Origin of the sequence: Paenibacillus sp. B2(2019), assembly GCF_008370385.1 — a bacterium.
Taxonomy (GTDB): domain Bacteria; phylum Bacillota; class Bacilli; order Paenibacillales; family Paenibacillaceae; genus Paenibacillus_AQ.
The window spans coordinates 537,643-554,664 of record NZ_VTZR01000002.1 but is presented as its reverse complement, the minus strand read 5'-3'; the positions used below and the strand labels follow the sequence as shown (position 1 = coordinate 554,664).

15 protein-coding genes are annotated in these 17,022 nt (G+C 45.0%); 2 read left to right on the top strand and 13 right to left on the bottom strand.

Annotation, left to right across the window (positions count from 1 at the left end; translation table 11 throughout):
- Window positions 1-19: 19 nt before the first annotated feature.
- The 3 genes from remA to PAENI_RS02855 are packed head-to-tail and all read right to left on the bottom strand — an operon-like array spanning window position 20 to window position 3,132.
- A complete protein-coding gene (gene remA, locus PAENI_RS02865; protein ID WP_006209218.1) occupies window positions 20-280 on the bottom strand; it encodes an extracellular matrix/biofilm regulator RemA in 261 nt (86 codons plus the stop codon).
- Window positions 281-328: 48 nt separating this feature from the next.
- Window positions 329-1,222, bottom strand: coding sequence for a YicC/YloC family endoribonuclease (locus tag PAENI_RS02860; RefSeq protein WP_042187381.1), 894 nt, complete (start codon window positions 1,220-1,222; stop codon window positions 329-331).
- A gap of 38 nt (window positions 1,223-1,260) precedes the next feature.
- A complete protein-coding gene (locus PAENI_RS02855; protein ID WP_149644187.1) occupies window positions 1,261-3,132 on the bottom strand; it encodes a bifunctional homocysteine S-methyltransferase/methylenetetrahydrofolate reductase in 1,872 nt (623 codons plus the stop codon).
- A 170-nt stretch (window positions 3,133-3,302) separates the two neighbouring features.
- Here PAENI_RS02855 and PAENI_RS02850 point away from each other — a divergent pair, with 170 nt between their 5' ends.
- On the top strand, window positions 3,303-3,560 hold the full coding sequence (locus tag PAENI_RS02850; protein ID WP_149644186.1) for a hypothetical protein: 258 nt from the start codon (window positions 3,303-3,305) through the stop codon (window positions 3,558-3,560).
- Here the strand turns inward: PAENI_RS02850 and PAENI_RS02845 are convergent.
- From PAENI_RS02845 to PAENI_RS02825, 5 genes are all read right to left on the bottom strand, one after another.
- Window positions 3,533-4,633 (bottom strand): GerAB/ArcD/ProY family transporter, encoded by a 1,101-nt coding sequence (locus PAENI_RS02845; protein ID WP_149644185.1) that lies wholly within the window; start codon window positions 4,631-4,633, stop codon window positions 3,533-3,535. The two genes, PAENI_RS02850 and PAENI_RS02845, sit on opposite strands and share 28 nt — an antisense overlap.
- Window positions 4,634-4,651: 18 nt before the next feature.
- Window positions 4,652-5,866: a Ger(x)C family spore germination protein gene (locus PAENI_RS02840; RefSeq protein ID WP_076282920.1), complete on the bottom strand. Its 1,215-nt coding sequence runs from the start codon at window positions 5,864-5,866 to the stop codon at window positions 4,652-4,654.
- A complete protein-coding gene (locus PAENI_RS02835) occupies window positions 5,856-7,520 on the bottom strand; it encodes a spore germination protein (RefSeq protein WP_149644184.1) in 1,665 nt (554 codons plus the stop codon). Before PAENI_RS02835 ends, PAENI_RS02840 begins: the two co-directional genes overlap by 11 nt.
- Before the next feature lie 137 nt (window positions 7,521-7,657).
- Window positions 7,658-8,494, bottom strand: coding sequence for a diaminopimelate epimerase (gene dapF / locus PAENI_RS02830; RefSeq protein WP_149644183.1), 837 nt, complete (start codon window positions 8,492-8,494; stop codon window positions 7,658-7,660).
- Window positions 8,495-8,585: 91 nt separating this feature from the next.
- Entirely contained in the window at window positions 8,586-11,405 is a 2,820-nt protein-coding gene (locus tag PAENI_RS02825; RefSeq protein WP_149644182.1) for a calcium-translocating P-type ATPase, SERCA-type, read from the bottom strand.
- Window positions 11,406-11,698: 293 nt separating this feature from the next.
- Here PAENI_RS02825 and PAENI_RS02820 point away from each other — a divergent pair, with 293 nt between their 5' ends.
- Window positions 11,699-13,588 (top strand): Rqc2 family fibronectin-binding protein, encoded by a 1,890-nt coding sequence (locus PAENI_RS02820; RefSeq protein ID WP_149644181.1) that lies wholly within the window; start codon window positions 11,699-11,701, stop codon window positions 13,586-13,588.
- A gap of 83 nt (window positions 13,589-13,671) precedes the next feature.
- On the opposite strand, the gene PAENI_RS02815 is transcribed toward PAENI_RS02820, so the two are convergent.
- The 5 genes from PAENI_RS02815 to PAENI_RS02795 form a co-directional block, all read right to left on the bottom strand.
- Window positions 13,672-14,586: a PHP domain-containing protein gene (locus PAENI_RS02815; protein ID WP_149644180.1), complete on the bottom strand. Its 915-nt coding sequence runs from the start codon at window positions 14,584-14,586 to the stop codon at window positions 13,672-13,674.
- Window positions 14,587-14,639: 53 nt separating this feature from the next.
- Window positions 14,640-15,539, bottom strand: a complete 900-nt coding sequence (locus PAENI_RS02810; protein ID WP_042187365.1) for a selenium metabolism-associated LysR family transcriptional regulator — start codon at window positions 15,537-15,539, stop codon at window positions 14,640-14,642.
- Between the two features lie 129 nt (window positions 15,540-15,668).
- Window positions 15,669-16,106 carry a hypothetical protein gene (locus PAENI_RS02805; RefSeq protein ID WP_149644568.1) on the bottom strand — a complete coding sequence of 146 codons (438 nt, stop codon included), beginning with the start codon at window positions 16,104-16,106 and terminating at the stop codon, window positions 15,669-15,671.
- A 164-nt stretch (window positions 16,107-16,270) separates the two neighbouring features.
- Window positions 16,271-16,534 carry a YlbG family protein gene (locus tag PAENI_RS02800; protein ID WP_042126853.1) on the bottom strand — a complete coding sequence of 88 codons (264 nt, stop codon included), beginning with the start codon at window positions 16,532-16,534 and terminating at the stop codon, window positions 16,271-16,273.
- Window positions 16,535-16,574: 40 nt separating this feature from the next.
- Window positions 16,575-17,012 carry a YlbF/YmcA family competence regulator gene (locus PAENI_RS02795; protein ID WP_076282926.1) on the bottom strand — a complete coding sequence of 146 codons (438 nt, stop codon included), beginning with the start codon at window positions 17,010-17,012 and terminating at the stop codon, window positions 16,575-16,577.
- Window positions 17,013-17,022 lie beyond the last annotated feature (10 nt).

Here is a 17,022-nt window from a genome sequence, read left to right as displayed (position 1 = left end):
AATACACTCCATTTAGTTGTTATTCGTCGTTGTCGTCATCTTTACTGGATAAGCGATGCGCTACAGTCTCCGGCTGTACAGCCGACAGAATGACATGATCACTATCTGTAATGATTACGGCACGAGTCCGTCGGCCATAGGTGGCGTCGATCAACATATGTCGATCTCGAGCCTCCTGGATAATACGTTTGATTGGTGCAGATTCCGGACTGACGATGGAAATAATGCGATTGGCGGACACAATATTCCCAAAGCCAATGTTGATAAGTTTGATTGCCATGTTCCGGTAGTTCCCCCCATAAAGTTCTATGCTATTGCCTGTTCCCGGTTACTCTATGTTTGCCGCTTGTTCACGAATCTTCTCCAGCTCAGCTTTCATGTCTAGCACAAGACCCACGAGTGTTAAATGATTACATTTCGATCCGATTGTATTCGTCTCCCGGTTCATCTCCTGAATGAGAAAATCCAGCTTGCGTCCTACCGGTCCTTTCCCCTTCAGGAGGGTTCTGCATTGTTCGAAATGACTATACAACCGGGTCAACTCTTCATCAATATTACAGCGATCTGCAAAAATAGCGATTTCCATCCCGAATTTATGCTCATCAAAAGCGAACGTCCCATCATTTAACTCATTTAATCGATGACGAAGCTTGTCACGATATTCAATGATTACAACAGGTGCAAGTTCGACCATTTCAGCATGCATGGATTCTAGATGATTGAGACGCTGTTCAATATCAGCGGCTAGAAAACTGCCTTCACGGGCGCGCATCTCTAGCAGAGATTGCAAACTCTGCTCAAGTCCCGTCTCCAACATTTCAGAGTAGTCTTCTAAGGCCGCGGACACGGCACCCGCAGCCTCATCTTTGCTTTCCATAATACCGGGTATAGAAAGTATATCACGTAGAGTCAACTCACCGGACAAACCATACTCGTTCTTAAGCTGATCTGCTGCCTTAAGATAAGTCATGACAGTAGAGCGATTCAGAACCGGTCCGGAAGACGACTCATCGTGCTCTCTATTGATGGTAACATCTATCCTTCCCCGTTTGACGTGCTGCTGAACCTTTCTTCTCAGCACATCCTCATAACCCGTCCAATCCCGGGGCATCCGCAGTACAACTTCGCAGTACCGGTGATTCACCGATTTCACTTCGAACATAATCTTGTAGCCGCCGAATTGCAGGGACGATTGACCGTATCCGGTCATGCTAAATGACAACGGAATCACATCCATTACACTATTGTAATTGATTATTACTAGCGAAACAAGGGGGACAATTTACGTCCTGATTTCTCCCATACATACTCGATCAGCTGTGCGCTCATATCATAGAACATGAAAGGTGTCATTAAATAGATCCCATTAAAATGGGCTGTAGCTACATCTAGCAATTCCTTGGCGATGGCGACCCCTTCAGCTCTTCCTGCTTCTCCTTCAAGTCCCTTCATGCGATTCCGGACATCATCCGTAAGCTGGATTCCCGGAACCTCGTTATGCAGGAACTCTGCATTACGCCCACTAGCCAGTGGCATCACACCAATAAACACGGGAATATCCAGATGTGCAGTTGCCTCAGCGATCTTTACGATAAGCTGCTGATCATAGACAGGCTGAGTCATAATATAATCTGCACCAGAGGCAATTTTCTTCTCCAGTCGCTGTACGGCCTTATCTAAATGTTTAACATTCGGGTTAAAGGCAGCACCGATAACAAAATTTGCTTTCTGCTTCAAAGGTTTACCTGAAAAGGAAATGCCATCATTCAACTGCTTAATCATACGAATAATCTCAAAAGAGGTTAAGTCGTAAACCGAACTTGAGCCGGGAAGATCTCCGAATTTCGCTGGATCTCCAGTCACCGCTAACACATGATCAATTCCTAGCGCATCAAAACCCATCAAATGCGATTGGGTACCAATCAGATTGCGATCGCGACAAGCAATATGCACTAGTGGACGGAGTCCAGTTTTAGCATGCACCAAATGGCCCAAAGCCATATTGCTCATCCGTGTAACAGCCAGTGAGTTATCGGCGAGTGTCAGCGCATCCGCACCTGCTCTTCTCAACGCTTCTGCACCCTTCATGAACTTGCCGATATCCAAATCACGAGGTGGATCAAGCTCAACGATAACCGTATGACGTTCCTTGACTAGATCAAGCAGGTTCGGCTCACGACCATCTCTTCCCTCATCTTCGCCAAAATGCTCCTGCAAAGATACACGTTCCACAGTCGGAAGCGTCGGTTCTGGAAGTGGCTGAGGTACGTAATCTTTCAATGCGGAAGAAATTTCAGCAATATGCTGCGGAGTAGTACCACAGCAGCCCCCAATAATTCTGCAACCCATTTCTGCAAAAGTAACTGCCATTTGTCCGAAATATTCCGGTGAGGCTCCATACCGATATTCTCCATCTACATAATCCGCAACGCCCGCATTCGGATAGACCGAGGTAGGTAGAATAAGATTGCCTTGTACCGCTTTTAGTGCTCTCTTAATCCCGTTTGGGCCAGTATTACAGTTAAATCCGATGATATCCGCTCCATCACCTTCTAAGATCCGGAAAGCCTCTGGTAAAGTCAATCCATCTAATGTACGTGCCGATTCATCCACAGCAAATTGGCAAATAACTGGGAGAGTACTATGTTTACGTACTGTTCTTAGCGCAAGATGCAGTTCCTCGACATCGTAAAAGGTTTCTAGCATAATACCGTCTACTTCTTCTTCTAATAATGCTGTAATCTGCTGTGTAAAATACTTCTTCAACTCTGTCGATGAGAGATTTGCACGCTTACCGGCGCGAATAGAGCCTACAGCACCTAATACATAGCCTGTATCTCCAGCAGCTTTACGAGCGATTCTTACTCCGGCGCGATTAATTTCTTCAACCTTGGACTCCAAACCATATTTGGACAGCCTGTCAAAATTCGCTGAGAAGGTGTTGCTTTCTAGCAGCACTGCTCCTGCATCGATATAGCTGCGATGGACATCTTCGATAACCCCCGGAGAGGTCAAATTTAATTCTTCGTAGGAAATGCCGACAGGGAAACCCTTCTGATATAAATAGGTACCCATCGCTCCGTCTCCGACCAATACTTTGTTTCCCCATGCGGAACGTAAATCCGGCTTCACTGCAAGATCCTCCCCTGTCACATTAGGTTCTACTTTAGTTTCATACTAATGTAACATAAATCGCTATGGATGATAAGCTTTCATAAGAAAAGCAATCAACCCCCAGTGGTATGCATGATCAAGTATTAAAAGCCACATACTAACGTAAAAAAAATTAAAGGGGTGTTTAAGTGAAGAAAAAGACAAGAAAGCTTCTCATCCGAAAATACACTGTAATTCTACTTCTATGCATTCTCTGCCTATTATTTCTGTATTTGGGAGATTGGATGTACGGGTATGGTCTGGGCAATATCGGTTATATTCTAAATTACTTGCTATATACCCCCTCTGAGAAAGTCGCTGCTTGTATTTTGTTGCTCTGTCTGATTATTCCCGATATCCTAGCCTGGAACACGGGGCATCAACCAGAACGAGGAGGGGAACTGTGACTTCTTATCGCTGCAATAATAATTAGGAGCAATGGAATCAACACCATAAAGAAGGGAAAGACCGTATATAGCAGTTTCCCTCCCTCTTCAATATGTTCTGTGAAGCTCCGTGCGTTCAACATCGAACTGAACAGGATTATTAGAGCTACCGGATACACCATTCTTCGGTAAGGAATCTTGAACAATTCTGAAATCCCAATAAGTGCTGCTGCAAAAAAAACAGACAATTTGAAAAAAACACCGATTATTAGCACCATGACAATTAGAATATCCACACGTTGAATAAAATCGGAGATAGAGATCTTACTGATCGTAGGCATTAAGGGGAACGGAGAACGCCTGACAATATCTGTACCAAGCACCGATATATTTAAGGCCATGGTCATACTTAACAGTATACCTGATACAAATATGCCCGCTGCGATTACCCAAGGACCTTTTTTAACGTTATTCAGATAGGGCATAAGCATAGTAAAACAGATCATTTCACCAAAAGGGAAAATGTAGTTTTGATGTAAAACAGAAGAAACAATTGGCTTAATTCCATTCTCAAAAACAGGGAGCAAACGGTTCAAATTAATGGAGCCCGAGAACATTAACATGCTCGAACAAAATAAACCGATTAATATCACAATCACCGCAAACACCAACGAAGTTCGGGACAGCACTTCTACTCCTTTATGCAATACATAAGCACTAGATAATACCATTAACATCGCTACAATGAATAACGGCGTCCTGTGCATAGTAGCCATAACTAGCATAGAGCTACCATCTCGCAGATCACGACCAGCCAAATTAAGAAATATCACGATATAAGCTATGGATATCAACGAACCCACATATTTACCAAATAGTTGCCGGATATATGCCGTAAGGGGCAGATTCGGAAACTTTCTATAAAGATAGGCATATCCTGCAAAAACAATTAATCCTATCAAATTCCCCAGCAATATGGAAATCCAAGCATCCTTATCAGACTCCATTCCAAGATTCACTACCAGCGCCGTCCCTAGTTCAAACAACACTGTCAGGGTGAAAAATTGAAGTAGTCCTATTTTTATATTTCCCATAGCTGCCCTCCTAAATTATCATTTCTTTTTGGACTGAAAGGAATCACTCCGCATGTCGGTATGCCGAATAACTATATCCACATTAAACTTGATCTCACAGGTTGCAAATATGCTATCCCAATGATCTTTTACTTGCTTCCACCCCCGCGGATTCTCTCGTTCTACAACTTCACCAAATCCAAGATAATCGCTTTTTAACGAACGAGCTGCTGAGACAGCTGCATGTAACTTATCATTGATACTCTGTTCTAGAAGTTCCGAAAGATTATTTAAGACCTTGGGATCTGTCAAATCCAAAGCATTAGGCGATTCTTTTAAACCTGCCTGCTCAGTGATATTTATTGTGATTACCGGATGCTCCGCGTCCTTCGCATCAGCATGAATATGTACCTGAGATAAATACACGATGAACGCTACATATTCATCCTCACCAATCGAAACCACTACTGGAATTTGTGTAATTTTATTCTTTAGCAGGGCAGTGCCTATAGCTTCATCACCTCGTAGCCAGCCTTTCAGCTTGTCCTCTTTAAATGCAGCGAAGTCTGTAACTCTAAGAATGGCCTCAGGATCTATATTTTTCAAACTGTCGTTATTATCTTTTTTGTCCAATTCGCCTGTTACCATTACCCCATTGACGATAGGCCCACCACCTGGAATTTGAATACCACGAATTATATCGTCTACTTCCATCCGGTAATTATATCCATACTGTTTAGAGGTCGTCTGCAGCTTCTCCACTAGATCATTGGCGGGTATTTTGCCAAACGTAGTCATGGTCGTCATACTATCTACCGCCGGCTGTCCCTTTGATATAAAAATAAAACTGCTTAGCCTAGTTTCACTCTCTCTTTCTAGGACATCCATCATATCTTTGATACCTTCGCGAGCAAACTTCTCCGAAATAACGATCACTCGGATATGTCCTAAGGACAAGAAGCGCGCAGTCTGACGCGAGGCATTAGCCAACGCTTCAAACATTGTACGTCCACTGCCTTTATATACTACGACTGGCGAAGTACCTCTGGCGTTCTCGCCAGAGATTTCGTCAGCAATTATAATCTGAAAAGATAATACATATTTTTCCTCATCTGTAGGACCTCTATCAATAGCCACTCCAGAAACGATTGCCCTTCTATTTAACTCCACACTGTCCCAGCAGCCTGTAAGACTGAGAAATATCAATAAACATAGCAGGACAACCCCAATAAAAATAGTGCGATTACTCTTCATCCTGCGCTCCTTTTTTTGGATGCTCTGCCCCAGTAGATTTTTCAAGGATTTTAGGAGAAACATTCTGTTCATGTCCTGTTGAGATCTTCTTTCCTTCCGAAATGCCTTCTTGCCTCTTTGTTGTAGAAACTCGCTCCGTTCTCAAAGCCCATAAGGGCAGTCTTAAGAACGCATCTTTTTGACCATGTGAGGATATAGGCACAATAGGGGATAGATAAGGGACACCGAATGAACGCAGACTATTCATATGTGCAAGCAAAACAATTAAGCCTAAAGTAATCCCATAAAAACCAAACATACCGGCCAGCATTAAAAATCCGAAACGGATAATTCTACCTGCTATCGCCATGTTATAAGCAGGTATAGCAAAGCTCGCAATCCCTGTCAGCGCTACTACAATAACCATAACCGGTGTGATGATTCCTGCTTCTACTACTGCCTGTCCCAAAATAAGAGCACCAACAACGGATACTGTCTGTCCTACTGCACGCGGCATTCTTACTCCAGCTTCTCTAATGATCTCGAACGCTCCTTCCATCAGGATTGCCTCCACAAAAGCAGGAAAAGGTACATTTTCACGTTGTGATAATAGATTGATTAACAGGGTTGTAGGAATCATCTCATAATGGTAAGTGGTTAACGCTATATAAACGGAAGGTCCAAGAATTAGTACAATAAAACTGATATATCGAACAAGACGCATGAGAATTGCAATATCGAACCTTTGAGCATAATCCGAGGCAGACTGAAAAAACAGTGTAAATACCGCAGGCAAAATCAATACAAACGGGGTGCCATCTATAATGATCACAACCCTACCCTCTAATAGGTTCGTCGCTGCAACGTCAGGCCGTTCACTATTATTAATGGTTGGAAAAGGTGTGAAGGTTTTATCCTGAATTAGTTCTTCAATATAACCGGATTCCATGATGGCATCGACATTAATCTGTTGTAGCCGATTTCTCACCTCTTCTACCAACTTCTCGTCTGCATTGTCTTTAATGTACATGAGGGCCACATCTGTGTGAGTTACCTTTCCGATCTTTAAATGTTCTAGTCTTAGCTTAGAAGACTTAATTCTTCTCCGAATCAAGGAAATGTTCGTAGCTACAGATTCAACAAAACTATCCTTTGGGCCTCGCACGACTAGCTGGGTGGATGGTTCGCTGACGGAACGAGCTTCTCCTCCCTCGGTCTCACACACAATTGCACTGTCATAACCTTCAATCAGAATGACCGTTTTGCCAGAAAGGATCGCCAGTAGAACCTCATTCCACTCCTCTTGCAGCTGTGCTTGACCTATTTCCAAAGCACGGTTCAATACGAATGCCTTAAGATCATTTGTTGCAGAGATGTTCTCTTTGAGCATTTCGTCTGTAATTCCGAGTAACGAACCGATTACGAATTCATCGACCGTTTCCTTGTTGACAAGACCATTAAGATGAATCGCTGCTGCTTGAACGGGGCTCTCACCTCCGATCTTTACCTGACGAATTTTGAGATCAGGACTATGACCCAACTCATTATCTATTTGGTCGAGCGTTTGGTCCAAATCATCGGTAAGCCTCGGAATTCGAGTATCTTCATGAACTGAGGCTCCTTGTTGTTCCTTAGCGGATTTGTTTCTTCTGTTTATCCCGTTTATGTTCAACAAGGTCCCCCCTTTTTTCAATCTTAGGGGTATTATTCTCGGTTATCCCTTCCATTATTCGGCTACATAAAGTCGCAAGGATGTGGAAACACAAAAAGGCAGCCCAAGAGATTCTCTTGGGCTGCCTTCTTAAGTATTTTCTAAATGGCTACACTACCTGTGAATGCAACCTCAGCAGGACCTGTCATATACACATGGTTATCCTCTTCATTCCATTCAATGAACAGATCGCCACCCTTTAGACTAATCCAAGCTGCTCGGTCCGTCAGACCATTTAGCACAGAAGATACTAAAGTTGCGCAAGCTCCAGTCCCACAAGCAAGTGTCGGTCCAGCTCCACGTTCCCATACCCGCATATCTACTCTGCCTCGATCCAGAACCGTCGCGAACTCGACGTTTACCTTTCTCGGGAACAATGGATGCACCTCTAGCTTAGGTCCCCATGTCGCAAGATCGAAAGATACGGCATCTTCTACATAAATAACGCAATGAGGATTCCCCATAGATACTGCAGTAAACTTAAATTCGGTTCCATCCGATTCAATCCGCTCTGAGAGCACGGGTTCTGCATCAATAGCTACCGGAATTTGAAGACCGGACAATACAGGTTCACCCATATCAACCGTTACAGTTTCCACTACACCGTCTTTTACATTCAAGGTAACCTTTTGTTCTCCGGCACCAATCGTTTCAATAACAATCTGCTCGGAGTTTACCAGGCCATGGTCGTAGACATATTTGGATACACAGCGAATGGCATTTCCGCACTGCTCTGCTTCCGAGCCATCAGAATTCATAATGCGCATCATGTAATCGCCGCGTTCAGACGGAAGGATGTATACAAGTCCGTCCGCTCCAATTCCGAAGAATCGATTGCATAACGTTACAGCAAGATCCGCTGCATTACTTGGTAGCTCTTGCTCGCCGAAAACTACGATGAAGTCATTGCCTAGGCCGTGCATTTTTGTGAATTCCATTGAAAGTCCACTCCTAAAGGTTATGTTAAGTTAGATACGAGCTGTTAACTGCAACAAGTATACCTTTAGGAATGGAGCAATACTATTAACTTTATGCCGAAATTTTTGTACTTTTTATCATCGAATTACTGCCGCTACGACCTCGATTTCGTTTACCGCCCCAAACACTGCCAGCCCCCATCAAGAAGGTCGGAATTCCCGCTGTTACGAATACTAGACACCATTCACGGAAATTAAGCGGCACTGTTTTGAAGACGGGCTGGAGAAATGGAATATACATAACAGCCAGCATCAAAATCACGGATGACAATACAGCAAGAACTAGGTACTTATTCTGGAACGGATTTCGATGGAACACCGAACGAGAACTGCGGCAATCGAAGACATGAATCAACTGAGCCATAACGAGTGTCGCAAAAGCTACGGATTGTGCTCGAATCAGCTGCGCTGGATTCTCTGGTGCCACACGTAAGGTTAGCCAAAATGCTCCTAACGTACATAAACCGATTAAAAATCCACGGCTTATGATCTTCCACCCTAAACGACGGGCAAAAATATTTTCCTTTGCACCACGTGGCTTATGCTCCATTAAGTCCTTCTCAGGCTGGTCAACACCAAGCGCCATCGCTGGCAGTCCGTCTGTCACCAAGTTGACCCATAAAATTTGAATAGGCACTAATGGCAGAGGCAGACCAAGCATCATGGCAAAGAACATGGTCAAGATTTCCCCTACATTTGATGCAAGCAGGTATCGAATGAATTTACGAATGTTCTCATAGATGTTTCTACCCTCTTCAATGGCCGCAACAATGGTTGAGAAGTTGTCATCCCCTAACACTAATGAAGATGCTTCCTTGGTCACATCTGTTCCGGTGATCCCCATAGATATTCCTATATCTGCCGCTTTAATGGCTGGAGCATCATTGACTCCGTCTCCGGTCATAGCCACAACATGACCACGGCGCTGCAAAGACTTCACAATACGAAGCTTATGCTCTGGAGATACGCGGGCGAATACGTACACATTATCCGATACTTTATCCAGCTCATCATCATCCATCCGAGTCAGTTGAGCCCCTGTTAATACTGTGCCCCCACGTTGCAGAATTCCTAATTGGTGAGCAATGGCCTCTGCAGTCGTTCCATGGTCCCCAGTAATCATCACAGTCTTAATTCCTGCTCGGCGTGTGACGCTAATGGCATCGCGAACTTCACGCCGTGGCGGATCAATCATTCCAGCCAATCCGATAAAGACAAGTTGGCACTCCGCATCCTTTTCACTATCCACATGTTCACTTGGACGCATATCACGATAAGCCATACCTAGGACACGAAGTGCACCTGAAGCCATTTGCTCATTGGCATCAAGTACTTTCTGCCGCAATGTTGGCGTTAAAGGCACGACACCGCCTTCCCAAAGCGTATACGAACAGCGATTAAGCAGCACATCAGGCGCGCCTTTCGTACATACCATCCGTCCTCCGGGATGACCAATAATAACTGACATTAACTTCCGCTCGGAATCAAAAGGAAATTCCTTCTCACGGGAGTAGGTTACGGCTAGCGTCTGGGCAGTCAAACCCATCTTCCCTGAAAGCGCTACTAGAGCCCCTTCCGTTGGATCTCCTTTGAGTTCCCAGATCGATGAGCTGTCAGAAGATTTATCAACTACAATGTCCTTATCCTTCCCTTTACGCTTACCTCGCACTTCGGTCGGAAAGGTCTCAATAATCTCAGCATTACTGCACAAAGCACCCACCTGTAGCATCCGTCTTAAACTTTGATCATTTTTGAGATCAACCGGTTTACCTTTCTCCAGAACCTGTCCGCTCGGAGCATAACCTTCACCTGTTACTTCAAGGCCACGTCCGCCCGTCCATAATCGGGTCACCGTCATTTTATTCTGAGTCAATGTACCCGTCTTGTCCGAACAGATGACGGATGCGCAGCCCAAGGTTTCCACTGAAGGTAATTTACGAACGATGGCCTTTCGTTTGATCATCCTCTGCACGCCCAGCGCAAGTGCGATGGTTACAATGGCCGGAAGCCCTTCCGGAATCGCAGCGACCGCCAAGCTTACCCCGGCCAAGAACATTGCTGTGGCAGGCTGTCCATGTAAAATACCGGCTGCTACAACTACAATAGTTAAACCTAGTGATACATAGATTAAAATTTTCCCTAACTGCTCGAGACGATGCTGAAGGGGAGTTTCCTGAGATTCTGTATTCTGGATCAGGTCTGCAATCTTACCCATCTCTGTGTCCATACCCGTACGAATTACGATAGCTTTACCAGTACCCCTGGTTACCATCGTGCCCATGAACCCAAGATTCTTCTGATCGCCGAGCGGAATCTCCTCCGCGCGGATCACATCCGAATGCTTCGAGACAGGCAGCGATTCCCCAGTTAGCGCGGATTCCTCCACATATAGAGAACTGCAATCCAGCCATCGTATATCCGCGGGTATTCGATCACCACTCTCCAGCAAGACAATATCACCTGGTACTAACATCTTTGCTGGAATAACCTCGCTGTTCCCCCCACGCAGTACTTTGGCAGAAGGTGCGGAGAGCTGTTTTAAAGCTCTTAGCGAACGTTCGGCGCGGAACTCTTGAACAAACCCAAGGGCTCCGTTTAAAAGGATAATCGCGATGATCGTGATGGCATCCAAATATTCGCCAAGCAAACCGGATACGAGCGTCGCACCCATAAGCACAAGCACCATGAAATCCTTAAACTGGTTCAACAGCAGGGTAAACGGGGATACGGTCTTTCCTTCGGACAGCTCGTTATACCCATTTTGCTTCCGTCGCTCCGCGGCATCCTCTCCACTGAGGCCCGTCCTCGGATGGACATTGAACATTTTCTGCAGCTCTTCTGCACCGAGCCGGTGCCAACTGTTTTGTTCCATGACTTTTCTTTCCCTCCCGGTCGTTTCTTGACTTCCGGCGGCGCACAGCTTTTCCACCTGTTCATGACCAAGTGTATTCAAGGTCGTCCAATAATATCACCGCCTAACCAATTCCCCTTTTGCACGAATGTCCCAAAGTATGGCATCATAGAGAGGTAAGCTTAAACGTCTTCGGTGTTCTTATAAGGGCGGTAAGCGTTTAAACAAGAAATATAAGATATAAAGTATGATGTGAAACTTATACTTTCTTATATTTTCAGAAATTCATTTCACGTCGACAGGAGAGCTTTATCATGGCATTAGACGGCATTGTTACCCGAGCTATCGTGCACGAACTGCAATCATTCATCGGTGCGCGTATAGGCAAAATATATCAACCGAGCAATCACGATCTTATCTTCAACCTGCGGGGTGCCGGTGGCGGCGGCAAGCTATTGCTCTCTGCTAATCCGACATATCCGCGTCTGCACCTTACAGAAAGAAGCAGCATAAACCCCTCAGAAGCACCTATGTTCTGCATGCTCATGCGTAAGCATTGTGAAGGTGGGGCTATTGAGAGTATCACTCAGGTAGGCATGGAACGAATTATTCACATAAATGTTAAGACTAGAGATGAGCTTGGAGACGTCTCTGCCAAAAAGATCATCATAGAGCTCATGGGACGGCATAGTAATATCATCCTTACTGAGCTCAGCACAGGAACGATCATAGACGGTATTCATCATGTTACTCCATCAATCAGCAGCTACCGGATCGTAATGCCTGGTGTCGCTTACACAGAGCCTCCTCAGCAACACAAGCTGAACCCTCTGGAGATCGATAAAGAACGATTTCTCAATTTGATCTCAGCTGCTGAAGAATCCGCTCTACTGGAAGAAGATGAGAAGGAGGCCGAACCGGAAGAAATCATTGAAGGTGAGCTCGCCAACCTGATTACAAAAGAAGAGGTTGAGCAGAAACCTGACGGCTCAGGCGGTCCTTCCCCATCAGCTGACCCGGTAGGCTGGATGGTGCATGCCTTCAGCGGAATGAGTCCACTTGTTGCCGGAGAGATTGCTCTTCGTCTCAGAAATGACCTTGCGATAGGTGATACACAGGGATCTGCACCAGAATTCCCAACAAAGTTATGGGACGCCTTCCAGTCTGTAATGGGACCTGTCCATAATTGCGAATTCTCTCCTGTTTCAGGTGCGAATGCGAAAGGGAAAATGATTTTTTCCGCGATTCCGTTATCTCTACTGGGTGAGAATGCGAAGCAATATAACACGATTAGTGAGTGCATGGAGGATTATTACGGGGATAAAGCTGAACGTGATACGGTGAAGCAACGGGTAAGTGATTTGATCCGTTTCCTGAGCAACGAACGTAGCAAAAACGTTAAGAAGCTTGCCAATCTACAGAAGGATCTAGACGAAGCGCAAGACGCAGATCGCTATCGTATTTGGGGTGAATTGCTATTCGCCTCCTTACATGCCGTGTCCAAAGGAGATAAAGAAGCCTCTTTGGTCAATTATTATGATGAAAATCAGGCAGAAATGGTCATCCCACTTGACCCTTTATTAAGCCCATCGGATAATGCACAACGTTATTTTAAAAAGTACAACAAATATAAAAACAGCCTCCTTGTCATTAATGAGCAGCTGATTAAGACCCATGAGGAAATATCCTACATGGAAAGTTTACTTCAACAGCTTGCCCATGCCTCATTGAATGACATTGAAGAGATCCGCGACGAGCTTGTAAGTCAAGGATATCTTCGCGACCGAAGCAAAAAAGGCAAGAAAAAGAAAAAAGCAACCAGACCTACATTGCAGGTCTTCACCTCGTCTGAAGGCATCGACATTTATGTTGGAAAAAATAATTTACAGAACGAATACGTCACTAATCGACTGGCTTCACCTAATGACACTTGGCTGCATACCAAGGATATTCCTGGTTCTCACGTTGTCATCCGTAGTGAGGAATTTGGAGATACCACACTGGAAGAAGCCGCCCAGCTTGCCGCTTATTTCAGTCAGGCGAAGCAGTCAAGCAGTGTGCCTGTAGACTGCACACTAATCCGCCATGTCCGCAAACCGAGTGGCTCGAAACCCGGATTTGTGATCTATGATCATCAGAAAACATTGTTTGTCACTCCAGATGAAAATCGCATTAAGAGTCTTCCAAATACGCTGAGAAGCTAAATAACAAAAAGAACCGGCTGTCGTCCATTTGTGGATGACAGCCGGTTTTCGTTTTTCAGTATATTATGTGCAACTGATTGAACTTAGTTTTGACGTAACATGCCAGCAACCTTCTTCAACTGTTCCAGCGCTTCAACAGAAACCGTAACACTACCGATATCTCCATGGAATACAACACCTTGGCGGGCACCATGAAAATCCGAGCCACCGGTTATAATTAAGCTGAATTCTTCAGCCATGGTTAGGTAACGCTCTGAATCAGCGGGTTCGTGATCCGAATGATAAACCTCAATCCCTTTAAAAGCCCCCCGCTCCATAATCCCTCGTACTAACTGGTCGTCACCATATAGGCCTGGATGCGCCAATACTGGAGACCCACCCGCCTCGATAATCCAATCACAGGCTTCCTCGGGCGTGATTCGTGGGGGTGACACGTAAGCCGCTGCACCTTCGGCTAAATACTTATTGAACGCATCTCTCATATCCGTAGCTGCTCCAAGACGAACCAGCTCATCAGCAATATGTGGTCGACCAATACTCTCATCAGGCTTCAGTTCCCGTCCAATTCCCGCGACAACTGCCTCAAGCGTAATTTCAATCCCAAGCCCACGTAATTTTGAGAGGATCGCCTCATTCCTTTGTGCCCGGGTTTCTCTTAGCCCTTCCAAACGGGAAAGAAACAACTCATTTGCTGGATCTATGTAGTATCCAAGGACGTGAATATCTTTTCCTCCAGCACGAGTGCTGATCTCTACACCCGGTACAACAGTGATTCCGTACTTCTCTCCTGCTTTGAGAGCTTCCTTCACACCAGCCACAGTATCATGATCCGTAATGGCAACTGCGATTAGTCCCTTCTCTTTAGCGAGACGTACATTTTCCTCCGGTGGCTGCATGCCATCAGAGGCTTGAGTATGCGTGTGAAGATCGCATCGTGAGGCGTCAATATTCTCCGGTCTGTCGCCCTTCAGTTCATCCAGTCTAGTTTCATTCTCCATTTCTATCACCTCTACTGCTAGTTTCTAAGTTTCCTGCCTCTGGTCATATTACTTTAGTTATCATTCGAATGCTCACGCAAAAAAGTCAAGAACGTCACTGCAGAAATTGGCAGCAATGTCGATTTTAGATGAATGGCGTAGAATTGTCTTTTAAATGAGGCATCCGAGATATTCACGATTTTCAGTAGTCCAAGCGCAACCTCATGTTTAACAGAAGAAGTTGAGATAATAGTAACCCCAAGACCTGCCTCCACTGCCGACTTCACAGCACCCGTACTACCAAGCTCCATCACTATTTTCATCGATCCCGGATCAAGCCCCTTCGAGAACAGCTGCTCTTCCATCACACGCCGCGTTCCTGAGCCCTGCTCACGCAGGACAAAAGGGTGCTGAAGCACCTCCTCCAAAGTGACCTCTTGCTGCTCTGCAAGCGGATGATCATGGGGCACAATCAATTTCAATTCATCCCCCATCACCGGCTCAATCACCATATCAGGATGTGTTACCGATGCTTCAATTAAACCAAAATTCAACTGATGTTTTAGGATTTCCTCCATAATTTGCGAGGTATTCATGACCTTCATCATGATTGAAATGTTCGGATATTGCTTTCCAAAAGGACCTAAGAGCCGTGGCAGCACATACTCCCCAATGGTAAGGCTTGCCCCAAGCTGCAAGCGCCCTTCCAACATATGCGTAAACGCCGACATCGCTTGATCCGTCTCCCGCATCAATTGGATACTGCGCAGCGCGTATGGCATTAACGTATGACCTGCTTCGGTGAGCATGATTTTTTTGGTAGAACGATTGAAGAGCTTGGTTCCAAAATAATCCTCTAGCGCCTGTACTTGCATGGTCACTGCTGGTTGAGTCATATGTAATGTCTGTGCCGCTGCCGAGAAGCTTCCTCGCTCTAAGACAGTATAAAAAATATGTAATTGATGAAAGTTCATGCTCTGCAACTCCTTGTGCTATCTATAAAAGAAACTTAAGGGATTATGTACGATATGAAGCTTATATATTCTTATTTTCAAAAAGGACATGCAGCCACCGCCGCATGCCTCCTGTTCGTTCTTTATACACTATTTACGTTTACGCTTCTTCTTCGTTAGCTTAGTGCGGCGGGAATTGCGCAGCAGCGAAAAGTAAGTTTTTAAATCTCTCAACTGTGGAGTCGCAGAGATTCTACCAAGAAACGAAACGATGATCATAGAATATAATGGCTGACCTGAAATATCATTTTCACCTATCAATTCCGTGAACTCAGCGATTACTACAGAGTCATCGTCAATTAAATACGCGTTAAAATCACTGTCTGAAAAGGGCTTGAGCCGATTCTGCATCAGGCACTGCCACATCCATGCGGCGACCTCTTCGTCATCGCTTACACCTTTACTGATCCGGTCCAAATAACGACTCTTCGCATGATTTGTTATAACGATGTCAGCGACCCTGTAGTCGTTCAGCATGATGTGGAAGGGCTCGTAAGAACTGGGCCAATCCGTCCCTTTGTTGCGCATCATCATCACACTCCACCATAAGGGTCTTTGTATGTACTTAATGTTGTCATCTTACCTCATTGCTGAAAGTTGTACAAGTTCCAGAGCACGGAAGAAACCGCGGTTACTCGAGATCTGCGCATAAAAAAACAGGTGCTACTTAAGCACCTGTTCATCTCCAAGAATTACATACCGTAATTACGGGACTTGTCCGGCCCATTACTGGTATACTCTGTCTTAATTTCGTTACGATAGGATCTTTCGATCTTACGAACGTAGGAGAGTCTGCGGACATTCTTCATAACTTCCTCGGCACGTTCTGCATTTACATACATCACTGCATAATGCATTTTCCGAGAAACATAATGTAATGTTCCGTATTTCTCAAGGTTACGTGCCGCTTTAACGTCACTTACCCAAATGATGTATCCTGTCCGTTCCGCAAACATAAGCTAAACCGCCTTTCTCTCTCTAAATCCTAAGGGAAGCTTATCCGCAGGAGCATTTTCCCCCGCTACCGCATCCACCTTTAGGGGAAGGATCATTGCTTGGTACTTTAATGCTATCCGATACTGAAAAAGCAATCGCTTCCGACATGGAATGCAGAATGTCATCAAGAGTCTTCTCCGCCTGCTTAAAACGAGCGACCTCTTCAAACTTCTCCAATTCCGCTTCTACTGCCGAAACCTCATCCTTCGCTGAATGATAGTTCGGATGAAAATGTCCGAATCGCTGTGTTTCTTCAAACAACTCCTTCTTGGCTTGAAGCTGTTTGACCATGGCCTGAATTTCTGGGTTCGAATCAACCCGTCCTTTCCAGTATAAGTAATCCGACACTTCGGCGGATTGATTAATCATATCGCCTAATTCATAGGCGTATGTCAGCACTTCAGCCATATCGACCGTATTTAATTCCGCTACGCTCATGAACTCAGCT